Genomic DNA, 23,188 nt, shown 5'->3' on the forward strand with positions numbered 1-23,188 from the left:
AGTCCAGTTTCAGTGTGTGGAAGGCTTGAATCCTTCTGGGGAAGAACAAATGGCAAGCAATCGTGCGCAAATCCTTATCAGCGCCGTTGACCAGACCAAGACCGCTTTCGACTCGATCAAGCGCGGTCTGGGCGGACTGACCGACACCGCCAAGAGCGTGAACGGCATTCTCGCCAAGCTTGGCGTGGCGGTGTCGGTGGCGGGCCTGACCGAGATGGTGAAGTCGGCCATCGACACGGGCGATGCGCTCGATGAGATGTCGCAGCGTGTCGGTGTCAGCGTCGAGACTCTTTCAGTCTGGAAACCGGCGGCCGAGCAGGCCGGTGTGTCGGGCGAATCGTTCGAGAAGGGCCTGCGCAAGCTGTCCACCACGATGCTGGAAGCGGCGACCGGGTCGGAAGATGCCGCGCGCGGATTCTCCGCCGTGGGTGTCGAGTTCAAGAACCAGGACGGCACCCTGCGCGCCACCGATCAGGTGCTACTGGATCTGGCTGAGCGCTTCAAGTCCATGCCCGATGGCGCGGAGAAAACCGCCCTGGCGATGCGCGTGTTCGGCAAGTCGGGCGCCGAGCTGATCCCGTTCCTGAATCAGGGGCGCGACGGCATCGATGAGCTGGCTGCCGAGATGCAAGCGCTCGGCGTGCAGATGAGTTCCGAAACCGCCGCGCAGGCGGGCAACTTCAACGACGCCCTCGACAAGCTGAAACTGGCCACCACCAGTATCGGCAACCAGATCATCGCCTCATTGCTGCCCGCCTTGAACGACATGGCCGGTGGCATGGTCGAGTCGGCCAAGCAAGGCGGCACGCTGCGCGTGATCCTCGACGGCGTGGTGTTGGTACTCAAGACCCTGGCGCTCGGTGCCGCCACGGTCGGCAAGGCCTTCGTCGCCCTGGGCGAGGCCATTGGTGCCGGTGTCGCGGCGGCGGTCGAAGCGCTCAAGGGCAACACCGACGGAGCGAAGGCCATCATTGCCGACCTCAAAGGCAATCTGGTCAAACGGCTGGATGAGCTGGCCGGGTTCCGCGACAGCCTGTTCGACCCCAAGCCCGTCGAGGTCAAGGCACCGAAGATTCAGGCCGATCCGGCGCTGCTGCAACGCATGACCAAGCCGCAACCGGTGCAGGACACCAGCGGCGCGCAGACCGCCTTGATGAAGGCACGGCTCGATGCCGAGTTCGCCTTGCTCAAGGACGGTCTGGCCCGGCAACAAACGGCGCTGGATGCTGCCCTCGAAGACCGTCTGGTGTCGGTGCGCGACTACTACGCGCAGAAGACGGCCATCGAGCAGCGCGAAGTCGAGGCCGAGATCGCCCGCGTGCAGCAGGAACTGGCGCGCGGCCAGCAGATGGTCACGGGTGGCAGATCGGAGAACGACCGCCTCAAGGCCCGCGCCGACGTCGCCAAGGCGGAAGCGGAACTCATCGTGCTCAACAACCGGCGCTTGGGACTAGAGCAGGCCAACGCCCGCAAGGCGGCACAAGCCGAGCGGGAACTGGCCGATGCGCTCGCCGCTGCGCGTGAGGAACTGGCGCAGATCACCGGCACGGCGACCGACGCCGACCGGCAAGCCGCCATCGAGCGCAGCTACCGCGATCTGCGCGCTCGCCTCGCTGCGGAAAGCGATGCCGATGGCGTGTCGCTGGTGGATCGGCTGATCAATGTGAAAGCCGCGCAAGCCAATCTGGCGGCGCTGGAAGACCAATGGCGGCAGGTCACCGAACGGCTGCGCAATGCGCAGGAAGCCATCGGCATCCAGCAACAGGCCGGATTGCTGACCGAAGCGCAGGCGCGCCAGCAGATCGTGGCCCTGCAACAGCAATCGGCCAGCGAGATGGAACGTCTGCTGCCAACCATGCAGCAGGCCGCGCAGGCCATTGGCCCGGATGCGGTGATCCGCGTGCAGGCGTGGCGCAACGAGCTGGATCGCACCCGACTCACCGTCGATGAAATGGCGCCGCTGTGGAACCGCATCGGCGAGAGCTTCGGTGGTGCGCTCAACGGGATGATCACCGGCGCGCAGACCTGGCGCAGCGCCTTGGCGAGCCTCTTCCAGCAGGTGTCAGACGCCTTCCTACAGCAGATCGTGATCCAGCCGTTCCAGCAGTGGATGGCGATGCAGGCGCGCATGCTCGCGATGAAGCTCAGCTTCATCCAGCAGGAGCAGACCGCCGAAGCCGCCGCCAGCGCCGCGTCCCTTGCCCAGAAATCCACGCAAACCACGGCCGAGGTGTCGATGGAAGCGGCCAAGGCCGGGGCGGGGGCGGCGGCGTCGCAGGCCTCCATTCCCATCGTCGGGCCGGGGCTGGCCATCGCCGCGATGGGGGCGATGGTCGCGGCGGTCCTAGCGCTGTTGGGCGGCATCAAGAAGTTCGCGGGCGGCGGCCTGGTCTCCGGGCCGGGCAGCGCCACGTCGGACTCGATTCCGGCGCGGCTGTCGGCGGGCGAGTACGTGGTGCGCGCCGCCGCCGTGCGGCAAGTGGGCGTGGCCTTTCTCGACTCGCTCAACGGCCTGTCGGTCGGGCCGCGCTTCAAAGGTGGCGAGTTGGCCTTTGCGGCGGGCGGTTTGGTGCCCGAGGTGAAGGTGCCGCCCGCGCAGCCGCAGGTCAATCAAGCGGTGCGCATCGTCAACGCCATCGATCCGGGCGTCACGCACGACCACCTGCAATCGCCTGCCGGGGAGCGGGTCATCGTCAACATCATCGGACGCAATGCACGGGCGATCCGTGCGGCGCTGCAAGGGTAAATCTCATGGCACTCCTGTTCATCGACGGCTTCGACCACTACGACCCGCAGGCGCTGGACGACTTCGGCCAGCCGTGGCTGGCGCGCGGCAAGGCGGCGTATCTGTCGCCGCAGACCACCCGCGTGCAGGGACGGCGGCCGTCGTCGTTTGCGCTGCGCCTGCCGGAAGGCTCGGGTGGCGGCTACGTCAAAAACCTCGATGCCACCAAGACCAGCCTCATCATCGGCGCGTCGATTCGCATCGTGCCTTACGAGAACACCTACGCCGAGCCCTTGCTGCTCGGCGTGCGGGACGCCAACGCGCAGGTCGCGCATCTGGTGAAGGTCGGCGAGGACGGTCGGCTCAAGCTCTACCGCTGGACAGGGTCGGGAATGAGCGGCTACGAGCAACTGATCTCGACCTCGGTGGTCACGGCTCCCGCGCGCGGCTGGCACTACATCGAGTTGCAGGTCACGCAAGGCACCAGCAACGGCGTGCTGTCGGTGCGCATCAACGGCGTCCTGGCCATCCAGATGACCGCGCAGAACACGATTCAGGGCGGCGGGCCTTTGCTCACCGCCTTTCTCGGCGCGATTCCGGGCCAGCCCTGCCCGTTGACGCTCGACGTCGATGACTTCTACATCGCGGATACCAGCGGCACGATCAACAACACCTTCCTGGGCGACGTGCGCGTCGACGCCTTGCAGGCGCAAGCCGATGGCAGCCTGAACCAGTGGACGGTGACGCCCTCTGGCACCGCCGCGTGGCAAGCCGTCGGCGACGAGGATGAGCGCACCTTCATCAGCGCGCCCAGCGCCGGACTGCGCCAAAGCTTCGATGTCGCGCCGCTGCCAGCGATGGCCACGCCGGCGGTGTTCGGCGTGCAACTGACGATGCTGGCGCGCAAGACCGATGCGGGCTTGGGCAAGGTAAAAGGCCTCGTGGTCAGCGGCGCGCAAACCGCCGTCAGCCCCGAGGTGATCCTGCAGGAACAACAGGCGTGGCAGTGCGCGCTGTTCGAGCGCAATCCGAACGGCAACGTGCAGTGGACGGAGGCCGCCTTCAACGCCGCCGAGTTCGGGATGGAGTCGGCGTGACCGAATCCGTCGTTGTTCAAACGGTTGCGGAAACATCGAGCCAGCCGCTACCCGGCAATGCGCTGACGGAACTGCGTGGCGAAGTGCTGTCACGCGCCGCCGCAGGCAGCCTGACCGCCGAACTGGCTGCCGAAACCGCCAGCGCACCGTGGCCGCCGAATCGCGCCGCGACGTGGCTGGCCGAACTGCTGGCCAAGCCCTGGCCGCCGCTGGTCGGGCCGGTGTTCGTGGTCGAGGTGCTGCGTCGGGATACGGCCGCTGCCGCCATCGTCGCCACCGGCATGGACGCCTTTGGCGACACGCCGTGGCCGCAGGCGCAACGTGGCGTGTTTGCCTTCCGCCACGACTGGGCCGAACCGCTGATCGAACGACTGGAGTGGCAGACCGGCGTGACGCGCCTGGCCAGCGGCAACGAATCGCGCCAGGCGCGCCGCAAGGTGCCGCGCCGCACGCTGAGCTATCGGGTCGGCAATGCGCGCCCGACCGATGCGCTGGTGGCCGACTGGCTGGCCGACCATCTGGGCCAGCAGGCGTGGTGGCCGCTGCCCCAGCACGCCGTGGCGCTGACCGCGCACGCCGAAGCCGGTGCGCCGGCCCTTGCTGTGCAGGAGGCCGACTGGCGGCATTTTGTGCCCGCACGCGCCGACCTGCGGCTCGACGGGAACGGCGTGCAGGGCTGGCAAGGTGATGAAGTCTGGGCGCTGCTCATCGCGCCCGATGGTTGGCAGCAGGTGCAGTTGCGTCAGGTCGCGCCGGATACCCTGTGGCTCACCGAGCCCTTGGCCCGCCGCGCGCCACCGGGCAGCAGCGTGCTGCCGCTGGTGTGGGGCCGCGCCGTCGATCCTGCCGATCTCACCCAATGGGTGCCGGGTAGGGTCGGCGGTAACGTGGTGGCCCAGCTCGAACCGGCGCCGCCGCCGGATGCCGGCCTGCTCGACGATCCTTGGCTGGACGATCTGCCGGTGTGGCCCGATGGCAACTGGCGGGACGATCCGACGGCCGTCGCGCAAGCGACGATCACTCGCCAAGATTTTTCCGCCGCCGATGCGTGGATGCGCCGCGACGATCCGTGGGCGACCACGACCTTCCAGCGGCGCTATCTGGCCAGTTCTCCCGATGAAATCGACATCTGGCGCGCCCGCCTGTGGCAAACGCAAGGGCGGCTCAACCCGTTCTGGCTGCCCGATGGGCTGGCCCCGATCCTGTGGATGACCACTGAAGCCGACCCCGAGGACGGCTTTCTGCGCGTGGGCGGCAAGGATGTCTCCGCGTTTTGGCATCGTCCCGCCGCCTGCCTGATCGTGCACCCGGACGGTACCCGGCAACACGCGCTGACCGCCACCTGCCATCTGGACGGCGACGCGGTGCTGGTGCTGCGCTCGGGCCTCGCGACTCGAGTGCCCGCAGGCAGCCGGGTCATTCGCCTTGCCCGCTGCCGCCTCGACCACGACGCCATCGACCTGTACTGGCACGGCCCGACGCTGCTGGAGATCACGTTGACCTGCCGCCAGCTGCCCGAGCCGCGTTGCAACAACCGCATCATATACATGCCGAGCTGACCATGAGCCACGCCGTCACGAACAGCGCGTGTCCGATTGCACCGCATCCCTTGTCCGAGGTCGAGCTCTACGCCTTTGCCAGCAACAGCGCGCAGTTCTACCTGACCCCGCACGAGTTCGATGTCGATCTCGAAGGCACGCTGTACAGCAGCCTCCCCATCGAGCGCAATGAACTGGCGCTGGGTGCCGAGGCCGCCAAGTCGGCGCTGGAACTCAAGCTGCCGCCGAGCGCCGATCTGGTGCGCCATCTGCTGGCCAGCGCACTGAGTGGCGACACCACCGCCGTCACGCTGCGCATCGGCCAGCGTGACACCTGGGGTGACATCTGGTGGCTGTCCGGCACGCGCTGGATGGGCCGCGTGCTGGGCGTGGAAGTCGCTGATGATCAGGCGCGCATCCGCTGCGAATCGGCGCAGGTCAGTTTGAAGCGCATCGGACTGCGCAGGCTCTACAGCCGCAAGTGTTCGCACGTGCTGTATTCGGCGGCTTGCGGTGCTGGGCCGATCACCGCCGACGCCTTTGTCTTGGAGGTCTACGGCCGCAGCGTCGATCTCGACGGCGGCGTGCCGGGCGGCGTCAGCGGCAGCCTGGCCGGTGGCTGGCTGCAAACGCCCGATGGCGCGCGGCACATGATCGTCAGCGACACCGGCAGCGGCGTGGAGCTGCTCTATTCCGTGGCCCTCGAACCGGGTACCGAAGTGCTGCTGACGGCCGGTTGCGACCACAGCACGGCAACCTGCGCCGCGCGCTTCAACAACCTCGACAACTACGGCGGCTTTCCCGCCATCCCGAGCAAGAACCCGTTTTCGACGGGCGTGTTCTGAATCCCTGGAGAAATCGCCATGTGGTACCTCGTCGTCATCGTGGTGGCGGCGCTGATCTCGAGCGCGCTCGCCCCGAAACCGCCAGAACCCAAACCGGCGTCCCTGTCCGACGTCGATGCGCCCACCGCCGAAGAAGGCCGCCCGATTCCCGTCGTATTCGGCACCGTGCTGCTGCGCGGGGCCAACGTGGTCTGGTACGGCGATCTGGAAGCCGACCCGATCAAGAAGAAAGGTGGCAAGAAATGAGCGCGGACGTGACCGTGACCATCGACGACGTGCGCGCCGCTGGCCTGTGCGTGAACGGCACGCGCGTCTGGTTCGCGCGTCACGATCTGGACTTTCGTGCCTTTTTGCGTGAGGGCTGCACGGCTGAAACCCTGCTGGCCACGGGTGATGCGATGGCGTTGCGGGTGGTCGAGCGCGCGCGCAATCGGTTGGGGCACGGCTGATGGGCGGCAGCAGCAAGAAGCAAACCGTCGGCTACCGCTACCGCATGGGCCTGCATCTGGTGCTGTGCCAGGGGCCGGTCGATGCCGTGCAGGAAATCCAGATGGGCGAGCGTACCGCGTGGGGCGATGCCGAGCGTGGGCCGCTGCCGAGCGGACATGGGCTGACCAGCCTCTCGATCAACAAGCCCACCCTGTTTGGCGGCGACGCACGCGAAGGCGGTGTGGTGGGCACCGTCGACGTGCTGTCTGGCGGCCCGGCCCAGGGGCGCAACGACTATCTGATGGCGCGCCTCGGCAGTTCCATTCCGGCCTTCCGCGGCGTGCTGTCCTTGGTGGCGCGCAAGATTCTGTTTGCCGCCAACAACCCCTACATCAAGCCGTGGGCGGTGCGCGTGCGCCGCTTCACGGCAGGCTGGTTTGGATCGCCTTGGATGGCGTGGAACGCCGAGGTAACTGCATGGGACGACGATCTGGGCCGTGAGATCAGCGTCGGCATGAACCCGGCGCACATCCTGGTTCAGTGCCTCACCGATCCGCACTGGGGCATGGGCTATCCGCTGGACAGCATCGGCGGCAGCTTCTGGAACGCAGCGTGGGCGCTGTCGAGCGAGGGCTTTGGTCTGAATCTGATCTGGACGCGCCAGCAGTCCATCGAGAACTTCATCGCGCAGGTGCTCGACCACATCGGCGGCATCCTCTACACCGACCCGGAGCAAGGCACGTTCGAGCTGAAGCTGCTGCGCGACGACTACTGGATCGACAGCCTGCCGCAGCTGGGGCCGGACCAGATCGTGCGACTGGAGCGTTTCGAGCGCGCCCAATGGGGCGAGCTGCCCAACGAGCTCACTGTCGTCTACACCGATTGGCAAACCGGCGGTGATGCGACGGTCACAGTCGAAAATCTTGCCGCCATCCAGTTGCAAGGCGGCGTGATCAATCAGCGCCGCGACTACCCAGGCGTGAACTACGGGCCTCTCGCTGCCCGGCTGGCGCTGCGTGACCTGCGCGCCCTGGGCTCGCCGCTGGCCCGGATGAGCTTGACCGTGGCGCGCGACACGCTGGAACGTGCGCCGCTGCCGGGCGATGTGTTCCTGCTCAACTGGCCGCCCCTGGGCATCGACCAGATGGTGGTGCGCGTGACCGGCATCGACACCGGCACGCTGGGCGCATTGGAGTGGCGCATTGAGGCGATGGAGGACGTGTTCGGCCTGGACAACGTCGTGCTCGCCCCGCCGCCACCCATCATCGAGGAGCCGCAGCTTGTGCCGCTGCCGCCCGCACTGGTACTGGCGGTGGAGATTCCATATTGGGAACTGGCGCGCAGCTTGTCGCGGGCTGAACTCGATTACCTGACCGACACCGACGCGCCGCTGGGTGCCTTGGCCGCTGCCGGCGGTGCGGGGCAACTGAACTGGCAACTCGCCACGGGCGCGTCCGCAGGCGACCTCGCAGCCGTCGTGGGCGAGGACTACGCGCCGCTGCTCACGCTGGATGCCGCCTTGCCCGCCAGCGAAACCGATGCCGTCAGCGTGCCAGTGACCGCCATCAGCCAGCCGGAACGACTGGCCGTGGGCGACTACGCCTACCTGCTCGATGCCAGCGGCGACATCCGCGAGGCCGTGGCCGTCCTGGACTTCGACACGGCAAGCGCCCGCATCGATCTCGCACGCGGCGTGCTCGACACCACGCCGCAGTCCCACGCCAGCGGCACGCGGCTGATCGGTGTCGGTGAATGGCTGGCATCCGAAGGCGGTGAGCGCGCTCCGGGCGAATCGGTGTTCGTGGGAGCGATTCCTTGCACATCGACCGGTCAGGGCGATCCTGTGTTCGCCGCCAATGGGCAGCCGATGTTGCTGGCTGGTCGGCAGGCTTTGCCGTATCCACCCGGACGCATTCGCCTCAATGGCCAGACCGAGCCAGCGGTGGTGGCCGGTGACCTCACCGTCGCGTGGGTCCACCGCGACCGCACGCAGCAGACCGCCTACCTCGTGAAGCAAGACGCAGGCGACATCGGCCCGGAACCTGGCGTGAGCTACACGCTGCGCATCCGGGATCGCACTGGCGCGCCGGTGCATACCGCAACCGGCATTTTTGGCAACAGCGTCGTCTGGGACGTGGCCGGCGCTGCAGCGGATGCCGGAGCGCTGGGTGACCGCGTCACGCTGGAAATCACTGCCGTGCGCGACGGGCTGGAAAGCTGGCAGCCGCAGGTGCGGCAAGTCATTCGCGCGGGCTACGGCCTGCACTACGGCAACTACTACGGAGGGATCTGATGGCCAACACCGACCCGAACCTTGGGCTCACCTACGGCTGGACGCTGGGTGAAAGCGGCTGGGGCAGCGCGATGGACGCCAACCTCAAACGCCTCGGCGCAACCGTCGGCCTGTCCGTCAAAGACCGCGACCTGACCACGCCACCGCCCAGCCCCGCCAACGGCGACCGCTACATCGTCCCCGCCGCCGCCACCGGCGCGTGGGCAGGCAAAACCAACCAGATCGCCGTGCGCATCGATGGCGCGTGGGAATACAACCCGCCAAGGGTCGGCTGGCTTTGCTACGTCGAGGACGAGGCCAAGCTCTCGGTCTTCAAACCCACCGGCTGGAGCGCGGGCATCGCCATCTGATTTTTCCTGCCTTGTACCGACCCGAGACCCGCCCCGAGGCGGGTTTCGCATTTCTGGAGACCGCAATGACCGAATCCGGACACCAACTGCCTGTGCTCGTCGAAACCATGCTGCTCTTGCGCCGCGAGGAGTTCGATGAACTGCTCGACCGTGCCGCCGAACGCGGCGCCGAGCGCGTGCTGACCCACCTTGGCCTGGAAAACGGCCACGCCGCGCGTGACATCCGCGAACTGCGCGACCTGTTGGAGGCCTGGCGCGATGCCCGGCGCACCGCGTGGCAGACCACCGTCAAGGTCATCACCACCGGCATCCTGGCCGCACTGCTGGTCGGTGCCGCCATCAAGTTGAAGCTGATGGGAGGCCCGCAATGATCGAGACCTTGCTCGGAGGCCTCCTCGGTGGGGTATTCCGTCTTGCACCTGAAATCCTCAAGTGGCTCGACCGCAAAGGCGAACGTGGCCACGAACTGGCGATGCAGGACAAGGCACTGGAGTTCGAGAAGCTGCGGGGCGCGCAGCGGATGGCCGAGATCGGCGCGAGCGCGGACGCGGCGTGGAACACCGGCGCCATCGAGGCGCTGCGCGAGGCCGTTGCCGCCCAGGGGCAGCGCTCAGGCGTGCGCTGGGCCGATGCCTTGTCGATCAGCGTGCGGCCCGTCATCACCTACTGGTTCATGGCGCTGTACTGTGCGGCCAAGACGGCAGCGTTCGCGGCGGCCGTGACCGCTGGTGCTGGGTGGGGCACGGCAATCCTGCACGCTTGGACCGAGGCCGATCAGGCGCTGTGGGCCGGGGTGCTCAACTTCTGGTTCCTCGGGCGCGTGTTCGACCGGGTGCGGCCGTGATGGAAGTGCCGAAAACGGCCATCGAACTGGCCAAGCGGTTCGAGGGTTTTCATCGCGTACCGAAACACGATCCGGGCCGCGCACATCCGTACATCTGCCCGGCCGGGTACTGGACGATTGGCTACGGCCATCTGTGCGACGCGACGCATCCACCGATCAGCGAGGCCGAAGCCGAGGACTATCTGACGCGCGATCTGCAGGCGGCGCTCGACGCCACGTTGCGCTGCTGCCCGGTGCTGGCAACCGGACCCGAGGGGAGGCTTTCGGCCATCGTGGACTTCACGCTCAATCTTGGGGCGGGGCGTCTGCAGACGTCAACGCTGCGGCGACGAGTCAACCAGCGGGACTGGGTTGCAGCCGGACAAGAACTACGCCGTTGGGTCTACGGTGGAGGCCGAGTTTTGCCCGGGCTTGTGGCACGTCGAGAGGTGGAAGCCGCACTGATGCAGTAAGGCACGCGTCGATGCAACGAAATGGCAAACCTTTAATCATATCAAGACTCGTCAGAGCACCCATCCTCCGGTAAAATTCAAGCTCTAGAGGGGCACAAGAATGACCGTTTTCACCATAGGCTACGAAGGACTGGACATCGACGCGTTCATGTCGCTGCTCGCTGAGCACGACATCGAAACCGTCGTGGACATCCGCGAACTGCCCCTGTCACGCAAGCCCGGCTTCTCGAAGAAGGCACTGGCCAGCGTGCTCAATCTCTCCGGCCTCGAGTATGTCCACATGGTCGATCTCGGCTGCCCGAAGCCAGTGCGCGACCGTTACCGCGAGGATGGCAACTGGAAGCGCTACACCGATGGCTTCCTCAAGCACTTGAAGACGCAGGAGGTCGCCATTGCTGAACTCTCGGACTTGGTGGGTGCGTCGAACTGCGCGCTACTCTGCTACGAGGCCGACTTCAATTTCTGCCACCGCTCGATGGTGGCCAATGCAGTGCGCGACTACTGCGGCGCGAACGTCGAGCACATCAAGGCAGCGGACGCTAGAACAACGAGCCCTGCATCACTTCGGCTGGCTTTCGCTTAGGCGGATAGATCAAGCTGATGATCAGCCACTGGTCTTGGAACCGGTGCTGATTGCCCATCAGGAACATCAAGTCCTTGCCGCCCAGCTGCCCCTCCAGCTTGGCGCGGAACGGCGCTTCCCAGTCGACGCCGTGGTCGCGGCGGCAATTCCAGAACAACGCACCCGCCTCCCAATCGACGATCTTGTGCTTGTGCTCCTTCTCGCCCTCGCGCGTGTCGCATACGTACCGGTAGTAGAAGTCGAACGGCACCTTGCGAAGCTCCTTCACTTGGCGCTTCGCCTCCGCTTCAGAGAAGAGATCGCCTTGCATCTGCTCGCGCATCAGCTTCTCTCTTTCCTCCTCCGTCCAGTCCTGGTTTCGGGCCTTGGTGATTTCGAGGCCGAGCAGCCTCTTGGGTCGCAGCAACGCAATCGACAACCCATCGCCAAGCCGTCCTGATTCGATGGCATCGAAGCTATCGAACGCCGGGATCTTGTCCAGCCATTCCCAGCGGGATGCCCACTCCTTCTTGGTGTCGATCACATCCCCGCATGTAATCGTGTCGACGTAGAGCTTGTGGCTCTCGGGTCGGTGATCCTTGTTCGCTTTCTCGACCCGGACTTCGATCCACTGCCACTTCTTGAACTGCTGGCCTTCCTCGATCATTCGAAAGGGAACCGGGTACAGGCGACGCATCGAGCCGTCCTGGCTGATGCCTGCAACGCACGACGTCTCGACGTACTGGGCACTGGGCGAGGGGTACGTCTTCGCCAAGATCAGAATGCGCTCCATTCGTCCCAAAGCCATAGCATCCCCTCCCTTGTTCTTCTGTTGCCTTACAGCAGCATCCGGAAATGCCGCTTGTCCGCATCCGACGACTTGAGGATGCGGTACTCCATCCCGCTGGCCACCGCGATCTGATGGGCGAAGTCCTTCTTGGCCTGCACCACGGCGTCCTCGATCTGGTTGTCCGCCTTCACCTCGACAATGACGTACTTCAGGCTGCCATCCGGCTCTTCGCGCTGGAAGATGAAGTCTGGGTAGTAGCTACGCACGGTATGCGAGTCGGGATCGATGTACTGGATGAAGAAGTCGGACTGCCCATGTGTCAGCATTCCGGTGAAGTAAATTTTTTTGACGCGCTGCTCTCGTAGCAAATCCCAGAACAACCAGTTCTCAGAGCCAGAGTCGAAGCAGTAGGTATCGAGGTGGAAGCTCTTGGCACGCTCCTCGTCCTTGATCTGCGCGTCGTTCATCCGGACGATCTTGTCCTTCGCCGCCGATACCTCGTAGTAGCCGTTCGGGGGCATCTTGATCAGATCGACCTCGTGCTCCTCGGTTTGCTGCGACTCGTCAAGGTCGTAGAGCTGGCGGAACAGGCGCGGGATGATCTCGTCGTAGAGCAGCTCATTGAATTCGTTGGTGATGGCCACCAGCTCGTCGGTGCCTTCCTTCGTCGCGTCAAGCAGCTCCTCGATCTCCAGCGGGCTTCGGTTCAGATAGCGGGACACCTCGGCCACCAGCGATAGCCGTGAGAAGGCTCGCTTTTCCCGGCGCGAGGTCAGGTCGAAGGTGCGACTGCCTGAGGCACGCGCCGCGTCGGCGGCGGTCAGGCCGTCCTGCTGCGTTTCGATCAGGCGGTACTTCTCGACCAACGCATTCCAGCTTTCCTTATCCGCTCGGTCGAGGCCGAGCGTCTGGCCGGGCACAAGCGTTTTCTCGCGCATCGCGTACTGCTTGCGCACGCGCACGAGCTTGATCTTGACCGGCGGCTCGACGACGCGGACTTCCACGCGCTCCTTGTCGCTCGCGGTCTTCTGCAGCTCCTCGGCGCTGATGCGGAAATTCTGCTGCAACTCGTCGTTCAGGGTGTTGAGGTTGTCGTCGGAGAGGAAGACGTGGCCGGTGTGCTGGGCTTGCCCGATGGCGCGTAGGCAGCGCATCGTGGCCTGCAGCACGAACACCTTTGACTTCGGCTCGCGGAACAGGCCCACGCCGAACAGGGAGCGGCAGTTCCAGCCTTCGCGCCCCTTGTTGACCAGCAGGATGAACTGCTTGTCCGACCCTTCGGTGTCGAGGCGGTTGAACTCGCGGATGTCGTCGTTGGTGGTTAGCTTGTCGTCTCCCACGTTGACCAGGATGCGTGAGGTGGGAATCCCGTGCTTGTGCAGCGCACGCTCCACCGCAGGTCGTAGTTCTCCGGTCAGCTCGTCGATGGTGGCCGCAAAGAAGGCCAGCTTCGGGGAAAGCCCCTCGGGTCGCAGCCCATCCGTCTCCTTCAGGAAGTTCTCGATGGCGATGTCGACAAACTCGTCGGTGCGCGTGTTGGCGTAGCCGTGCAGCGTGACCTTCTTGAGGAAGCCTTTGTCGATGGCCTCTTTCAGGCCGTAGGCGTAGACCACTTCGGGCAACACCTCGCGTCCCACGTAGGGCGTTCCGGTGTAGTTGTAGCAGGCCACCACCCGCGTGCCCGCCGCGCTCAGGCTGGCGGCCAGGATGTCGATGGTGGTGCGCAGGCTGGTGTCGGTTTCCTTGGCCCCGACGCCCATATCCTTGGCCAGCGCCTTGCCGAATGCGTGGTGAGCCTCGTCCACGAAGATGCCCAGCTGCTCCAGGCGGCGCAGCTTCTCGAAGCGCTGATTGGTAGTCAACTCGCCTTCATTTTCCGGCTGGTCGAAGGCGTACAGATCAGCCGCGTCGGCATAGACGCCGTTGTCGGCCAGCGTATTGCCGGTCGCGCCGAAGAGCTGGTCGACGGCGGTCTTCTCCTTGCGCTGGCGCTTCAGGATGATCTTCTGCGTGTTCGAGACGATGATGTTGAACCGCGAACGATCCAGCGTGTCGAGCGAGGTGCCGGCTTCTTCGAGGTAGTGGAAGCGCAGGTGCGAGGTCAGGAAGTTCACGTACTCCGGCGGCACCACGCGGGTGAGATCGAAAGACTCGATCTCCTTCAGCGATTGCAGAACCGTCTTGTCCGGGGCGAACACCAGCGCGTTGTGGCAGTAGCGCGCGTCCTTCTCGAATTTGTTGCCCAGCAGGAACTCGTAGAAGATGCAGGTCGCCATCAGGATGGTTTTGCCTGTTCCCATCGTCAGCGCGAAAATGTAGTTCGGATAGGCGCGCGAGTTCTTGCGCATGGCCGCGAACACGGCCTTGTACTGATCCTGCGTGATCTTGTCGAACAGGCCGACCTGGCCCGCGCTGCCCGACACCACGCCGCCCTCGGCACGATCAGCGAAGCGACCTCGTTTTTCAAACCAGTGCTGAAAGATTTCCTCGACCTTGGCGTTACCGAGGAACTCCTTGAGGAAGACGTAGGTTTCCAGCGCCTCGAACTGCGGCTGGCGCAGGAAGGCCTTCGGGTTGCGCTCCGGGTTGTTGAAGTCGAGGAACTTGCGGGTCAGCTCCTTGTAGTGCGAACGGATCGTGCCCCGGTTGGCCTGATAGAACTGCCAGAGGAACTGGAAGAAGGCAAAGTCGAGTGACGCACTCACCGCCTTGGCTGCGCGTTTAGTCGCCATTGGCCACGCTCCCTTCCCACGACTCCGACAGCAGGTCGGTGATCTTCACGCGGATGGTGCCCGCGTCATCTGGCACCTTGTATGCACCCTTGACTAACTCGTTCTTGCCCGGAATGTCCACCACCGCCGGTTGCAGCACGGCGCCGTCGTAGTTCCAGTCGATCAGCACCGACTCGGCCAGTTCCTTCCAGTCATCGACTGACTCCTTCTGCAACGAGAGCTTCTGCAGCAGGTTCATCGGGTAGAACTTCTCGATGACCAACTCGCCATTCTTGATGGATACCTTGGCTTGCGAATCGCGCTTGAACTCCAGATCGGCCTTGTCGCGCAGAATGTCCACCACCTCGACGTCGATCTTGAAGGGCTTGGCGGCCAGTTCCAGTTGCGCGGCTAAGTCAGGCTCGTGCCCCATGCAGACGAGGGTGATCTTCTCGACCGGACGGTTCGGGCTTTCGTTTTGCTTGCGCTCCCACGCCTTGTAGTCGAAGCCCGCGATCAGCTCGTTCAGGTCGGCTCGCGTGGCGATGCGGTTGATAGGCATGATCTTGACCATGCGCCCGTCCTTCTCGCCGTCGAATACGGTGCTGAATTCCAGCTTTTGTACTTCCAAAGCTTCGATCAGCAGTTCTTTGGCCTGAACCGGATTGCGGAAGATGTCGTAGTGGTTGACGTTGTAAACCTCGAAGCCGGTGTAGTACTTGGTGTCCGGGTCGAGCGACTTCTGGCGCAGTTCCTCGGCAACGTTGATCAACCGCTTGGTGGTCGTCTGGATTGCACCGAGATTGATATCTGCGCCGATAAAGCGCCTGCCGAGCTTCAGGGCCACGGCCTGGGTCGTCCCGGAGCCCATGAAGCAGTCGAATACAAGCTGATCTGGTTTGGAAAATCTATCGATAATCAATCCTAGAAGCTCCTCGTGCTTTTGGGTAGGATAATCTTTTCGGTTCTCATATGCTTTGCATGTAAGCCAAAGTGTGTTGGCGAGCTTCTGCGTAGCAGGCGGATACCAATTCTCAACCGTGTCAGTAGATGACTTCCTCAAAAACTCCAATTCCTCACCGGTTTCTCTCCAGTAATCGACTAGGGTAAGTTCAGTTCCCTCTCGAGTGGCGTGTTCCGCAGATTTGGCAAGAAATACTTGATAATTTTCGTGGGCTCGAAGTGCCCTTTCCTCGCTCCACTTCCATTGCCCATGCTCGATAGGCACACCAAGGAGTGTATACCTCATGGTTGGACGATCTTCGCCGCTCCAAAATCTATGCCAGTAGCCATCGCTATTCTCTGGTTCGTAGGCATCGTAGGCTTGCTTGTATCTGGTTGACTTCGATTTGCTGTAGAGAAACAAGTTGTCATGTCCCGCCGACAACGCATTGATGGTTTCAAACTGCGCTTGAAGGTTCTTGGTAATGGGGCGTTTTATGATTATTTCATTTCTGAAATTGTCTGCGCCGAATACTTCGTCGAGGATGCATCTGAGTAAGTGCGCTTTGTGATAGTCAGCATGAAGAAGGATGGTCGCAGATTCGGCCATTAGCTCCCTGATGAGGACCAGTCGCTCATACATGAACTGAAGGTATTCGTCGTTCGACCATATGTCGGTGTATTGTTTTTCTTCGAACGCCGTTCCGTCGTTGCTGACCTTGGAGCCTCGTAAAGCGATTTTTTCTTGTAATCGGCTTTGGAGTCGAAGGGAGGGTCAATGTAAACAAGATCCACCTTGCCCCGAAACTCCTTAAGCAAATGACTCATCACCTGGAGGTTGTCGCCCCAGAAAATCTTGTTGCGCCAGCCGTCCACTTCCTCGCCATGGACTTCTTTCAACTGCGCCGGGTAATACTGTGTCGATGTGAACGGACGCTTACCGCGCCAGTTGAGCATCGGGTAGCCCTTGATCGGCTCGAACTCGTATTTCTCGACGTTGCTGGTGCCGCCATCGGGCGTGGCCAGTTGCAGATTTTCCTGCGCGGGTGTGTTCGTGCTCATCAGTCGTTTTTCCTGAAGTTCCAATTCTTGTTGTCGCAGTAGGCGCGCATGTCGCAGTTCTGGCACAGTTTGGCCGGACGCGCCGCGATGCCGTAGTCCTGCCGCTCGATGCGCGCCACGATGTCGTCGAAGCGCGCGATGGTTTTGCCGATGGTGCGGTCGTCCTTGGCGAACGACACGTAGGGGTTGCCGCCGTCTTCGCCGGTGTAGTACAGATGCATCCGGCTGACCTTTTGGCCGGTGCGTTCCTCGACCAGATGGGCGTACACCTCCAGCTGGCTCTGGTACTGGCGCAGGCGATCTCGATCCTTCTCCATGTCGGGCTTTTTCTCCGACTTGAAGTCGATGATCTCGACCGTGTCGTGCTCGCCCCGGATCAAGTCAACGCTGCCCTTGAGGATGTACTGATCCTTGATGAGCGAAATCTCGACTTCGGCCTCCTTGATGCGATCCCAGTGGCCGTTCTCGCGCTCGTAGTAGCGCAGCACGTGCAAGAGCGCCGCCTGCTGCGACCTGGGCGCGAGGTAGACGCGCTCCTTCTTTGACAGCATCGCGTAGTTGGCCGAGAACCAGCCCTTGATGGCGTCGAGGGTGATGCTGCCTTCCTCGCCGCGCAGCACAGTCTTGTGGATGTCCTCGATGGTTTGATGCACCAAGGTACCGAAGAGCATCGGGCTCTCGCGGATGGGCGCGAATTCCAGATCCTTGAAGAAGCGGTACTGCTCGGCGCAGTTCTCGAACACCGTGATGTGCGAGGTGAACGAGTATTCGCGCTTGAGGTTGATCTGCTTGACGGCCTCGAAGGTCAGCGCCGACAGATCGACGTCGCGCCAACTGGGCAGCTCGTAGAACAAACGCTCGAAGTATTTGGAGGGCGACTTGCCCAAGCCCCGGCCATCGCGCTCCTGCGCAGCCAGCACCAGCAGGTTCTGGGCGCGGGAGAAGGCTGTATAGAAGAGCCGCCGAAAGTCGAAGTGCTTGATATGTTCCAGCGGCTCGAAGCGCGGCTTGGAGAGGTAGCCACCATCCTCCAACAGCTCATCCAGCGCTGCATGCTGCTTGCGTGGCACCGCCTCCAGTGATCCGCACACTACCACCGGGAACTCAAGCCCCTTGGACTGGTGGATAGTCAGGAACGAGACGCAGCCCTTGGGCGCGTACTCAGCCTCATCCTCGTATTCGCCGATGCCGCCGTCCTGCAGGAAGCGCAGGAACTGGTTGAACAGATCGCGCAGGTTCTTTTCCAGGAAGTTCGGGTTGAGCACGCTGACGAAGTGCAGGTACTCGAACTTAGTGAGCAGCTTGGAGAAAGTGCCAAGATTGCGCGCGGCGCGGCCCTTGTCCACGCCCTGCATCGCCTCCTCCGAGAGGAAGCGCGAAAAGAGCGGGAACTGTAAGAGCTGGTAGAATAGACCCGAGAAGGCGTAGTCGGTGTTCTGCGCAAGCACGGCGTGGCGCTTGGCCAGCGGGCGGGCCCAATCCAGCAGGGGCTTGTTTTCCGGCTTGCGCAGCTCATCGGTGAAGGGCTTGAAGCAGAGCTGGTCGTAATAGTCCCAGATGTCCAGATGCACGCCTTCGGCCCACGCGCGCACCTTCGGGAACTGCGGGAACAGGAAGATCATCGCGCCGATCATCAGGCGGATCTCCTCGCGGTCGAAAAACATGTTCGAGCGCGGCGAGTAGACCGGTATGCCTTCGCTTTCTAGGAAGCGCGCCAGCGCCACCACTCGGTCGTTCTTGACCGAGCGGAAGAGGAATGCGACCTGGTTCCAGTCCGAGAGCTTGCCGGAGGATTTCAGGCCGTTGAGGAATGCCAGCACTTCGGCGTGCCAGTTGGTGGTTTCGCCTTTGTCGTCGCTGGCGGCCAGCCGCACCGCCGTGGGCATGTCGGGGAAGTCGTCCTCGCGCGGCACGATCTGCTTGGCGAAGCGGAAGACGCGCGTGCCATCGTCCCATACTTGCTCCTTCATCCACTCGTTGTAGAAGCGGATGATGTCCGGGTGCGAGCGGTAGTTGACGGTGAGCTTGACTTGCTTGCACTGCCCCTCGTCGAACAACGCGGGGAACTCCAGAATGTTGCGGATGGTGGCCCCGCGAAAGCGGTACAAGCCCTGGTCGTCGTCGCCCACCACGCACAGATTCTTATTCTCGCCCGCGAGCAGCAGGAGGATGCGCTCCTGAATGGTGTTGGTGTCCTGGTACTCGTCCACCATCAGGTGGGTGAGCCTTTCGCGCAGTTGCGCCAGCACCTCGGGGCGCCTTTCCAGCAGTTGCAGCGCCTCGTACTGGATGCCGGAGAAGTCCAGTGAGTTGTGCTCGTGCATCAGCTCCTGGTACTTGGCAAAGCAGGTGGCCAGGGCGCAAATTTCCGGCTCTGGTGCTGCCGCCAGCGTGGTGGCATCGAGCGCCTCTTCGCTGACCTTGTTGAGCCACTTGAGCAGGTTCTCCGACTGCGCCCAGCGGCCCGTTTGGTCGTCTCCCATGACGAGCTGGGCGTCGGGCAGTTCGCGGAAGTCCTTGATGTGCTGGTAGATGAAGTACTGCTGGTCGAACTGGTCGAACAGCGTGAAGCTGCGCTTGAGCCGGGTGAACTCGCGGAAATCCTCCAGCAGCCGCAGGCAGATCGAATGGAAGGTGCCGAGGTACATCTCGTTCAGGTTGAACTGGATGCCCAGCTCGGCCAGCCGGTTGGAGATGCGGGTGGTCAGCTCGCGCGCGGCCTTGTCCGTGAAGGTGACGACGAACAGCGACTCGGGCGCGACGCCTTTCTGCGTGATCAGATAGACGATCCGCTCAACCAGCGTGAAGGTCTTCCCCGACCCGGGGCCCGCGATGATGAGCACCGGGCCATCGGTGGCGAGGATGGCTTCGAGCTGTTGCGGGTTGGCCTTCGATTGGAGGGGTGCGGCGCGGCTGGTCATTACCCCCCCTCGTCGCAGCCCACCATCGCCTTGCCGATGCGGCTGGCGATCCACTTGTCCAGATCGCCGCGCCGGAAACGCCACGTCCCGCCCAGCTTGAAGGCCGCGAGCTTGCCGTCCGCCGCGAGGCGATAGACCGTGCGCTTGCCCGCCTTCAGGTAGGCGGCAACCTCGTCAATCGTGAGGATTTCGTCCGGCTGGTCTCTCATCGGCTTTCCCATGTCATCTGCGCTGTGCTTAGTTTACTGCTACATCTTGTCATAATATTCCACGATTGTGCAGACTTGAGCAAACCTGGCATCCCAATCGGTGCCTGACCAAGAGGGGTGGCCGTGGCATCAAACTACGAGGCAATTTGCGAGGAGAACCGGGAGAGCTACGGCACCAAAGGCGCTCAGAAGTCCGGCAAGCTGGCCGCTGGCCTGTACGACGACCGCACGCACTTCATCTTCGAGCTGCTGCAGAACGCCGAGGACGCCCTCGGTCGGCGCGGCGAGTGGCACGGATCACGCAAGGTTGCGTTCACCCTGTACCCGACCCGCCTGATGCTCTCGCATTTCGGCAAGCCGTTCGATGAGGCTGACGTTCGAAGCGTCTGCGACATCGCCGAGAGCACCAAGAACGAGTCGTCCATCGGGCGATTCGGCCTCGGCTTCAAGTCTGTCTACACCGTCACCGATCTTCCGGAGATTCACTCCGGCGACGAGGACTTCGCCATTGAGAACTACGTTTTCCCGAAGCGGATGGCGCGTTCGGCGCGCGCGGCGGACGAGACGCAGATCATCCTGCCCCTGAAACCGGAGGATACGAGCGCAGCGCAGGACATCATGGCGGGGTTCCGCCACTTGGGCCCGGGCGCGCTGCTGTTCCTGCGCCACATTGACGAAATCAACTGGAGCGTCGCGGGCGGCGCGTCCGGGTTCTACCTGCGCAACACCCCCGAATCGCTCGGGCCCAATGTCCAGCGCATCACGGTGATCGGCAAAGAGGATGATCGGCCGGAAGTCGATCAGAACTGGCTGGTGTTCCACCGCGACGTGTTCTCCGCCGAGGGGCAGAAGGTAGGGCGAGTAGAAGTCGCTTTCTTGCTGGTCGCGGTAAAGGACGCCCCTGGTCGCTGGGCGGTGCAGCCGCTGGCCAAGTCGCCGCTGGTGGTGTTCTTCCCGACGGTGGTTGAGAGCCACCTTGGCTTTCTCGTGCAGGGGCCGTACCGCACGACGCCAAGCCGCGACAACATTCCGCCCGGCGAGCCGTGGAACCAGCATCTGGTCAATGAAACATCCGGCCTGCTGGTGGAAGCGATGCGCTGGATGCGGGACAAGGCAATGCTGGATGTCGCTGCGCTGCGCTGCCTGCCGCTTGACCGCGAGAAATTCCCAAAGGAATCGCGGTTCGCGCCGATGTTTGATGCCGTCCGGCAGGCGTTTCAGGACGAGGAGCTGCTTCCGACCTTCGACGACGGGCATGTCACCGCCCATCAGGCCAAGCTCGCGCGCACGCAGGAGTTGCGCGAGCTGTTCAGTCCACAGCAAGTAGCTCAGCTGTTCAGCGCCGAAGAGGCCGCTTGGTTGACCGGCGACATCACGCAAGACCGCGCTCCAGAAATCCGGCAGTACGTGATGCGCGAGCTGGGGGTCACCGAGGTGACGCCAGAGACCATCGTCCCGCGCTTGAACCAAGCGTTTCTTGAAGCGCAGTCGGACGACTGGATCTCGGATTTGTACGAGTTCCTCAGCGGGCAGCCGGGACTCAGGCGGCGCTTAGACGGGGTGCCGATAGTTAGGCTGAGCGACGGTCGGCACGTGATTGCGCGCGCAAATGGCGAGCCGCAGGCCTTCTTGCCGAGCGATATCGAGACCGGGTTCCCGACCGTTCGCAAGGCCGTATGCGCCAGCCTCGAGGCGCGGTCGTTCCTCATCTCGCTCGGCGTCACAGAGCCAGACCTGGTCGATGACGTGGTCGTGAACGTCCTGCAGAAGTACCGCAGTGACCCGGCTGACGTCGATGACGACCAGTACGCGAAGGACATCGACCGCATCCTGGCTGCGTTTAACACGGACTCGAAGACGCAGCGCGAGAAGCTGTTGGCGGCGCTAAGGGCGACGACCTTCGTGATGGTGGTCGATACCGGCGATGGCAAAGGCTGCGTCGCCAAGCCTGAGGAAATCTACATCGCCACCGACCGCCTGCAGCAGCTCTTCGCTGGTGTGCCAGGCATCTTGATTGTCGACAACGAATATGACTGCCTGCGCGGTGAAGACATCCGGGACCTGCTGGTGTCGTGTGGCGCAAGCCGCTACCTCATCCCGCAGGCAACACCGTCGGAACTGGGACACTCCGAGAAGGCGCAGATTCGCAGAGAAGCAGGCCTTGAGCGTGCAAGCTGGGAAAGCCAGCCAGAGGACTTCACCCTTCGCGGCCTGACAGCGCTGCTGGAGTTCTTGCCGACGCTGAAGCCCGAGGAGGCCGCAGCCAGAGTGAAGGTGCTGTGGGAGGCGTTGGCTGATCTGGAGGCGCGCGGGACTGCCGCCTTCTACGGCTCCTACAAGTGGGGCTACTCCTACGAGACAAAGATCGCCCGATTCGATGCCGCCTTCGTCCGGACGCTCAATCAGGTCGCCTGGGTGCCGAATGCCGACGGCGAGCTTGTGCCTCCGGAGCTCGTCGTGTTCGACACCCTCGGCTGGAAGCCCAACCCGTTCCTCCTGACCAAAATCACCTTCAAACCGCCGATCATCGATCAGCTAGCCAAAGAGGTAGGCATCGATCCGGCGATTCTCGATCTGCTACGAAGAGACCCCGCTATCGTTGCCGAGCTGACGTCCCGACTGAGCGCGAATCCAACACCAGAACCGGAGCCAGCGCCCGAGGCGGAGGCCGACGAGCCGTCCGACGGCGACGTGTACGACGACGCAAAAGATCTGTACGGCGACAACATGCCGGACATTCAGCCGGGAACCTTTGACCCGGACGGCGGTGACGGCGTGGGCGCAGGAGCGGGAAGTGGTGGTCAAGGGCGCACTGGCACGGGGACTTCGCGCGGCGTTGGCCAGGCCAATGGAGGTGGCCACGGCACCGCTGGTGACAAGGGCGGCGGCAAAGGCGGCGGTCAGGGAAACAGGACGCCCGGCCACGCAGGCGGGCGTCCATTCATTTCCTACGTCGGCACGCATCCCGATGATGATGCCCCCGATCCCGATGGCCTCGATCAGGCGGCACGGATGCAGATCGAGGAGCGTGCAATCGACCTGATCATTGGTCTCGAGCCAGCGCTGCGCCGCACTCCGGAAGGTAACCCGGGTTTTGACCTCTTCGAAGCCGACAGTGGTGGCAGGCAGATTCGCTGGGTCGAAGTGAAGTCGATGACGGGAACTTTGGAAGATCGCCCCGTGGGACTGTCACACACGCAATTCGACTGCGCGCGCGAAAAGGGCGATGCGTACTGGTTGTACGTGGTCGAGCACGCAACCGATCCGGTGCAGGCCCGGGTGCTCAGAATTCAGAACCCAGTCGGTCGCGCTCGATCGTTCACCTTCGACCATGGCTGGAGTGAGATCGCTCGAACTGATCCGCCCTGGTGATGTACCACTCGGCCAAATCGTCGAATCCGCGCCCTCAAGGCCGAGG

19 protein-coding genes are annotated in these 23,188 nt (G+C 63.4%); 13 read left to right on the forward strand and 6 right to left on the reverse strand.

The genetic code is table 11. From position 1 onward, the window contains the following. Window positions 1–49: 49 nt before the first annotated feature. From DFR45_RS11575 to DFR45_RS11630, 12 genes are all read left to right on the forward strand, one after another. Complete coding sequence (locus DFR45_RS11575; protein WP_114483896.1) at window positions 50–2,746, forward strand: coiled-coil domain-containing protein; 2,697 nt, start codon at window positions 50–52, stop codon at window positions 2,744–2,746. 5 nt (window positions 2,747–2,751) lie between these two features. After that, on the forward strand, window positions 2,752–3,822 hold the full coding sequence (locus DFR45_RS11580; RefSeq protein WP_114483897.1) for a hypothetical protein: 1,071 nt from the start codon (window positions 2,752–2,754) through the stop codon (window positions 3,820–3,822). After that, a complete protein-coding gene (locus DFR45_RS11585; protein ID WP_114483898.1) occupies window positions 3,819–5,381 on the forward strand; it encodes a hypothetical protein in 1,563 nt (520 codons plus the stop codon). Before DFR45_RS11580 ends, DFR45_RS11585 begins: the two co-directional genes overlap by 4 nt. Window positions 5,382–5,383: 2 nt before the next feature. Further along, a complete protein-coding gene (locus tag DFR45_RS11590; protein WP_421782476.1) occupies window positions 5,384–6,205 on the forward strand; it encodes a DUF2163 domain-containing protein in 822 nt (273 codons plus the stop codon). Window positions 6,206–6,223: 18 nt separating this feature from the next. Further along, window positions 6,224–6,451 (forward strand): hypothetical protein, encoded by a 228-nt coding sequence (locus tag DFR45_RS11595; protein WP_114483899.1) that lies wholly within the window; start codon window positions 6,224–6,226, stop codon window positions 6,449–6,451. Then, the gene (locus tag DFR45_RS11600) at window positions 6,448–6,654 is read left to right on the forward strand and encodes a hypothetical protein (RefSeq protein WP_114483900.1); all 207 of its coding nucleotides are present in this window, start codon (window positions 6,448–6,450) and stop codon (window positions 6,652–6,654) included. The genes DFR45_RS11595 and DFR45_RS11600 overlap by 4 nt, the downstream gene beginning before the upstream one ends. Next, complete coding sequence (locus DFR45_RS11605) at window positions 6,654–8,927, forward strand: phage tail protein (protein WP_114483901.1); 2,274 nt, start codon at window positions 6,654–6,656, stop codon at window positions 8,925–8,927. Before DFR45_RS11600 ends, DFR45_RS11605 begins: the two co-directional genes overlap by 1 nt. Beyond that, window positions 8,927–9,277, forward strand: coding sequence for a DUF2793 domain-containing protein (locus DFR45_RS11610; RefSeq protein WP_114483902.1), 351 nt, complete (start codon window positions 8,927–8,929; stop codon window positions 9,275–9,277). Before DFR45_RS11605 ends, DFR45_RS11610 begins: the two co-directional genes overlap by 1 nt. A 65-nt stretch (window positions 9,278–9,342) precedes the next feature. Beyond that, complete coding sequence (locus DFR45_RS11615; RefSeq protein ID WP_114483903.1) at window positions 9,343–9,648, forward strand: DUF6127 family protein; 306 nt, start codon at window positions 9,343–9,345, stop codon at window positions 9,646–9,648. Then, window positions 9,645–10,121 (forward strand): hypothetical protein, encoded by a 477-nt coding sequence (locus DFR45_RS11620; RefSeq protein WP_114483904.1) that lies wholly within the window; start codon window positions 9,645–9,647, stop codon window positions 10,119–10,121. The genes DFR45_RS11615 and DFR45_RS11620 overlap by 4 nt, the downstream gene beginning before the upstream one ends. Next, entirely contained in the window at window positions 10,121–10,573 is a 453-nt protein-coding gene (locus tag DFR45_RS11625) for a lysozyme (protein ID WP_421782473.1), read from the forward strand. The genes DFR45_RS11620 and DFR45_RS11625 overlap by 1 nt, the downstream gene beginning before the upstream one ends. A 100-nt stretch (window positions 10,574–10,673) precedes the next feature. Continuing rightward, complete coding sequence (locus tag DFR45_RS11630) at window positions 10,674–11,156, forward strand: DUF488 domain-containing protein (protein ID WP_114483906.1); 483 nt, start codon at window positions 10,674–10,676, stop codon at window positions 11,154–11,156. Here DFR45_RS11630 and DFR45_RS11635 read toward each other — a convergent pair. The 6 genes from DFR45_RS11635 to DFR45_RS11655 are packed head-to-tail and all read right to left on the reverse strand — an operon-like array spanning window position 11,113 to window position 19,782. After that, complete coding sequence (locus DFR45_RS11635) at window positions 11,113–11,943, reverse strand: hypothetical protein (protein ID WP_114483907.1); 831 nt, start codon at window positions 11,941–11,943, stop codon at window positions 11,113–11,115. The two genes, DFR45_RS11630 and DFR45_RS11635, sit on opposite strands and share 44 nt — an antisense overlap. Window positions 11,944–11,972: 29 nt before the next feature. After that, window positions 11,973–14,657 (reverse strand): TnsA endonuclease N-terminal domain-containing protein, encoded by a 2,685-nt coding sequence (locus tag DFR45_RS11640; protein WP_114483908.1) that lies wholly within the window; start codon window positions 14,655–14,657, stop codon window positions 11,973–11,975. Further along, window positions 14,647–16,221, reverse strand: a complete 1,575-nt coding sequence (locus DFR45_RS11645; RefSeq protein ID WP_241659431.1) for a DNA methyltransferase — start codon at window positions 16,219–16,221, stop codon at window positions 14,647–14,649. Before DFR45_RS11645 ends, DFR45_RS11640 begins: the two co-directional genes overlap by 11 nt. Then, window positions 16,188–16,640, reverse strand: a complete 453-nt coding sequence (locus tag DFR45_RS14705) for a hypothetical protein (protein ID WP_241659430.1) — start codon at window positions 16,638–16,640, stop codon at window positions 16,188–16,190. The genes DFR45_RS11645 and DFR45_RS14705 overlap by 34 nt, the downstream gene beginning before the upstream one ends. Continuing rightward, on the reverse strand, window positions 16,640–19,561 hold the full coding sequence (locus DFR45_RS11650; protein ID WP_114483909.1) for an ATP-dependent helicase: 2,922 nt from the start codon (window positions 19,559–19,561) through the stop codon (window positions 16,640–16,642). Before DFR45_RS11650 ends, DFR45_RS14705 begins: the two co-directional genes overlap by 1 nt. Then, window positions 19,561–19,782, reverse strand: coding sequence for a helix-turn-helix domain-containing protein (locus DFR45_RS11655; protein WP_425320879.1), 222 nt, complete (start codon window positions 19,780–19,782; stop codon window positions 19,561–19,563). Before DFR45_RS11655 ends, DFR45_RS11650 begins: the two co-directional genes overlap by 1 nt. Before the next feature lie 111 nt (window positions 19,783–19,893). On the opposite strand from DFR45_RS11655, the gene DFR45_RS14765 reads away from it, so the two are divergent. After that, complete coding sequence (locus DFR45_RS14765) at window positions 19,894–23,142, forward strand: sacsin N-terminal ATP-binding-like domain-containing protein (protein ID WP_170132854.1); 3,249 nt, start codon at window positions 19,894–19,896, stop codon at window positions 23,140–23,142. Window positions 23,143–23,188 lie beyond the last annotated feature (46 nt).

Source organism: Extensimonas vulgaris (assembly GCF_003337425.1).
In the GTDB taxonomy this organism is placed as follows: Bacteria; Pseudomonadota; Gammaproteobacteria; order Burkholderiales; family Burkholderiaceae_C; genus Extensimonas; species Extensimonas vulgaris.

Excerpts from the sequence above, each read along its gene's own strand:
- DFR45_RS14705 (WP_241659430.1), bottom strand. The coding sequence starts at position 16,640 with ATGAGCACGAACACACCCGCGCAGGAAAATCTGCAACTGGCCACGCCC.
- DFR45_RS11630 (WP_114483906.1), top strand. The coding sequence starts at position 10,674 with ATGACCGTTTTCACCATAGGCTACGAAGGACTGGACATCGACGCGTTC.
- DFR45_RS11605 (WP_114483901.1), top strand. The coding sequence starts at position 6,654 with ATGGGCGGCAGCAGCAAGAAGCAAACCGTCGGCTACCGCTACCGCATG.
- DFR45_RS11580 (WP_114483897.1), top strand. The coding sequence starts at position 2,752 with ATGGCACTCCTGTTCATCGACGGCTTCGACCACTACGACCCGCAGGCG.
- DFR45_RS11625 (WP_421782473.1), top strand. The coding sequence starts at position 10,121 with ATGGAAGTGCCGAAAACGGCCATCGAACTGGCCAAGCGGTTCGAGGGT.
- DFR45_RS11650 (WP_114483909.1), bottom strand. The coding sequence starts at position 19,561 with ATGACCAGCCGCGCCGCACCCCTCCAATCGAAGGCCAACCCGCAACAG.
- DFR45_RS11620 (WP_114483904.1), top strand. The coding sequence starts at position 9,645 with ATGATCGAGACCTTGCTCGGAGGCCTCCTCGGTGGGGTATTCCGTCTT.
- DFR45_RS11610 (WP_114483902.1), top strand. The coding sequence starts at position 8,927 with ATGGCCAACACCGACCCGAACCTTGGGCTCACCTACGGCTGGACGCTG.
- DFR45_RS11655 (WP_425320879.1), bottom strand. The coding sequence starts at position 19,782 with ATGGGAAAGCCGATGAGAGACCAGCCGGACGAAATCCTCACGATTGAC.
- DFR45_RS11575 (WP_114483896.1), top strand. The coding sequence starts at position 50 with ATGGCAAGCAATCGTGCGCAAATCCTTATCAGCGCCGTTGACCAGACC.
- DFR45_RS11635 (WP_114483907.1), bottom strand. The coding sequence starts at position 11,943 with ATGGCTTTGGGACGAATGGAGCGCATTCTGATCTTGGCGAAGACGTAC.
- DFR45_RS11600 (WP_114483900.1), top strand. The coding sequence starts at position 6,448 with ATGAGCGCGGACGTGACCGTGACCATCGACGACGTGCGCGCCGCTGGC.
- DFR45_RS11595 (WP_114483899.1), top strand. The coding sequence starts at position 6,224 with ATGTGGTACCTCGTCGTCATCGTGGTGGCGGCGCTGATCTCGAGCGCG.
- DFR45_RS11590 (WP_421782476.1), top strand. The coding sequence starts at position 5,384 with ATGAGCCACGCCGTCACGAACAGCGCGTGTCCGATTGCACCGCATCCC.
- DFR45_RS11640 (WP_114483908.1), bottom strand. The coding sequence starts at position 14,657 with ATGGCGACTAAACGCGCAGCCAAGGCGGTGAGTGCGTCACTCGACTTT.
- DFR45_RS11615 (WP_114483903.1), top strand. The coding sequence starts at position 9,343 with ATGACCGAATCCGGACACCAACTGCCTGTGCTCGTCGAAACCATGCTG.
- DFR45_RS11645 (WP_241659431.1), bottom strand. The coding sequence starts at position 16,221 with ATGTATGAGCGACTGGTCCTCATCAGGGAGCTAATGGCCGAATCTGCG.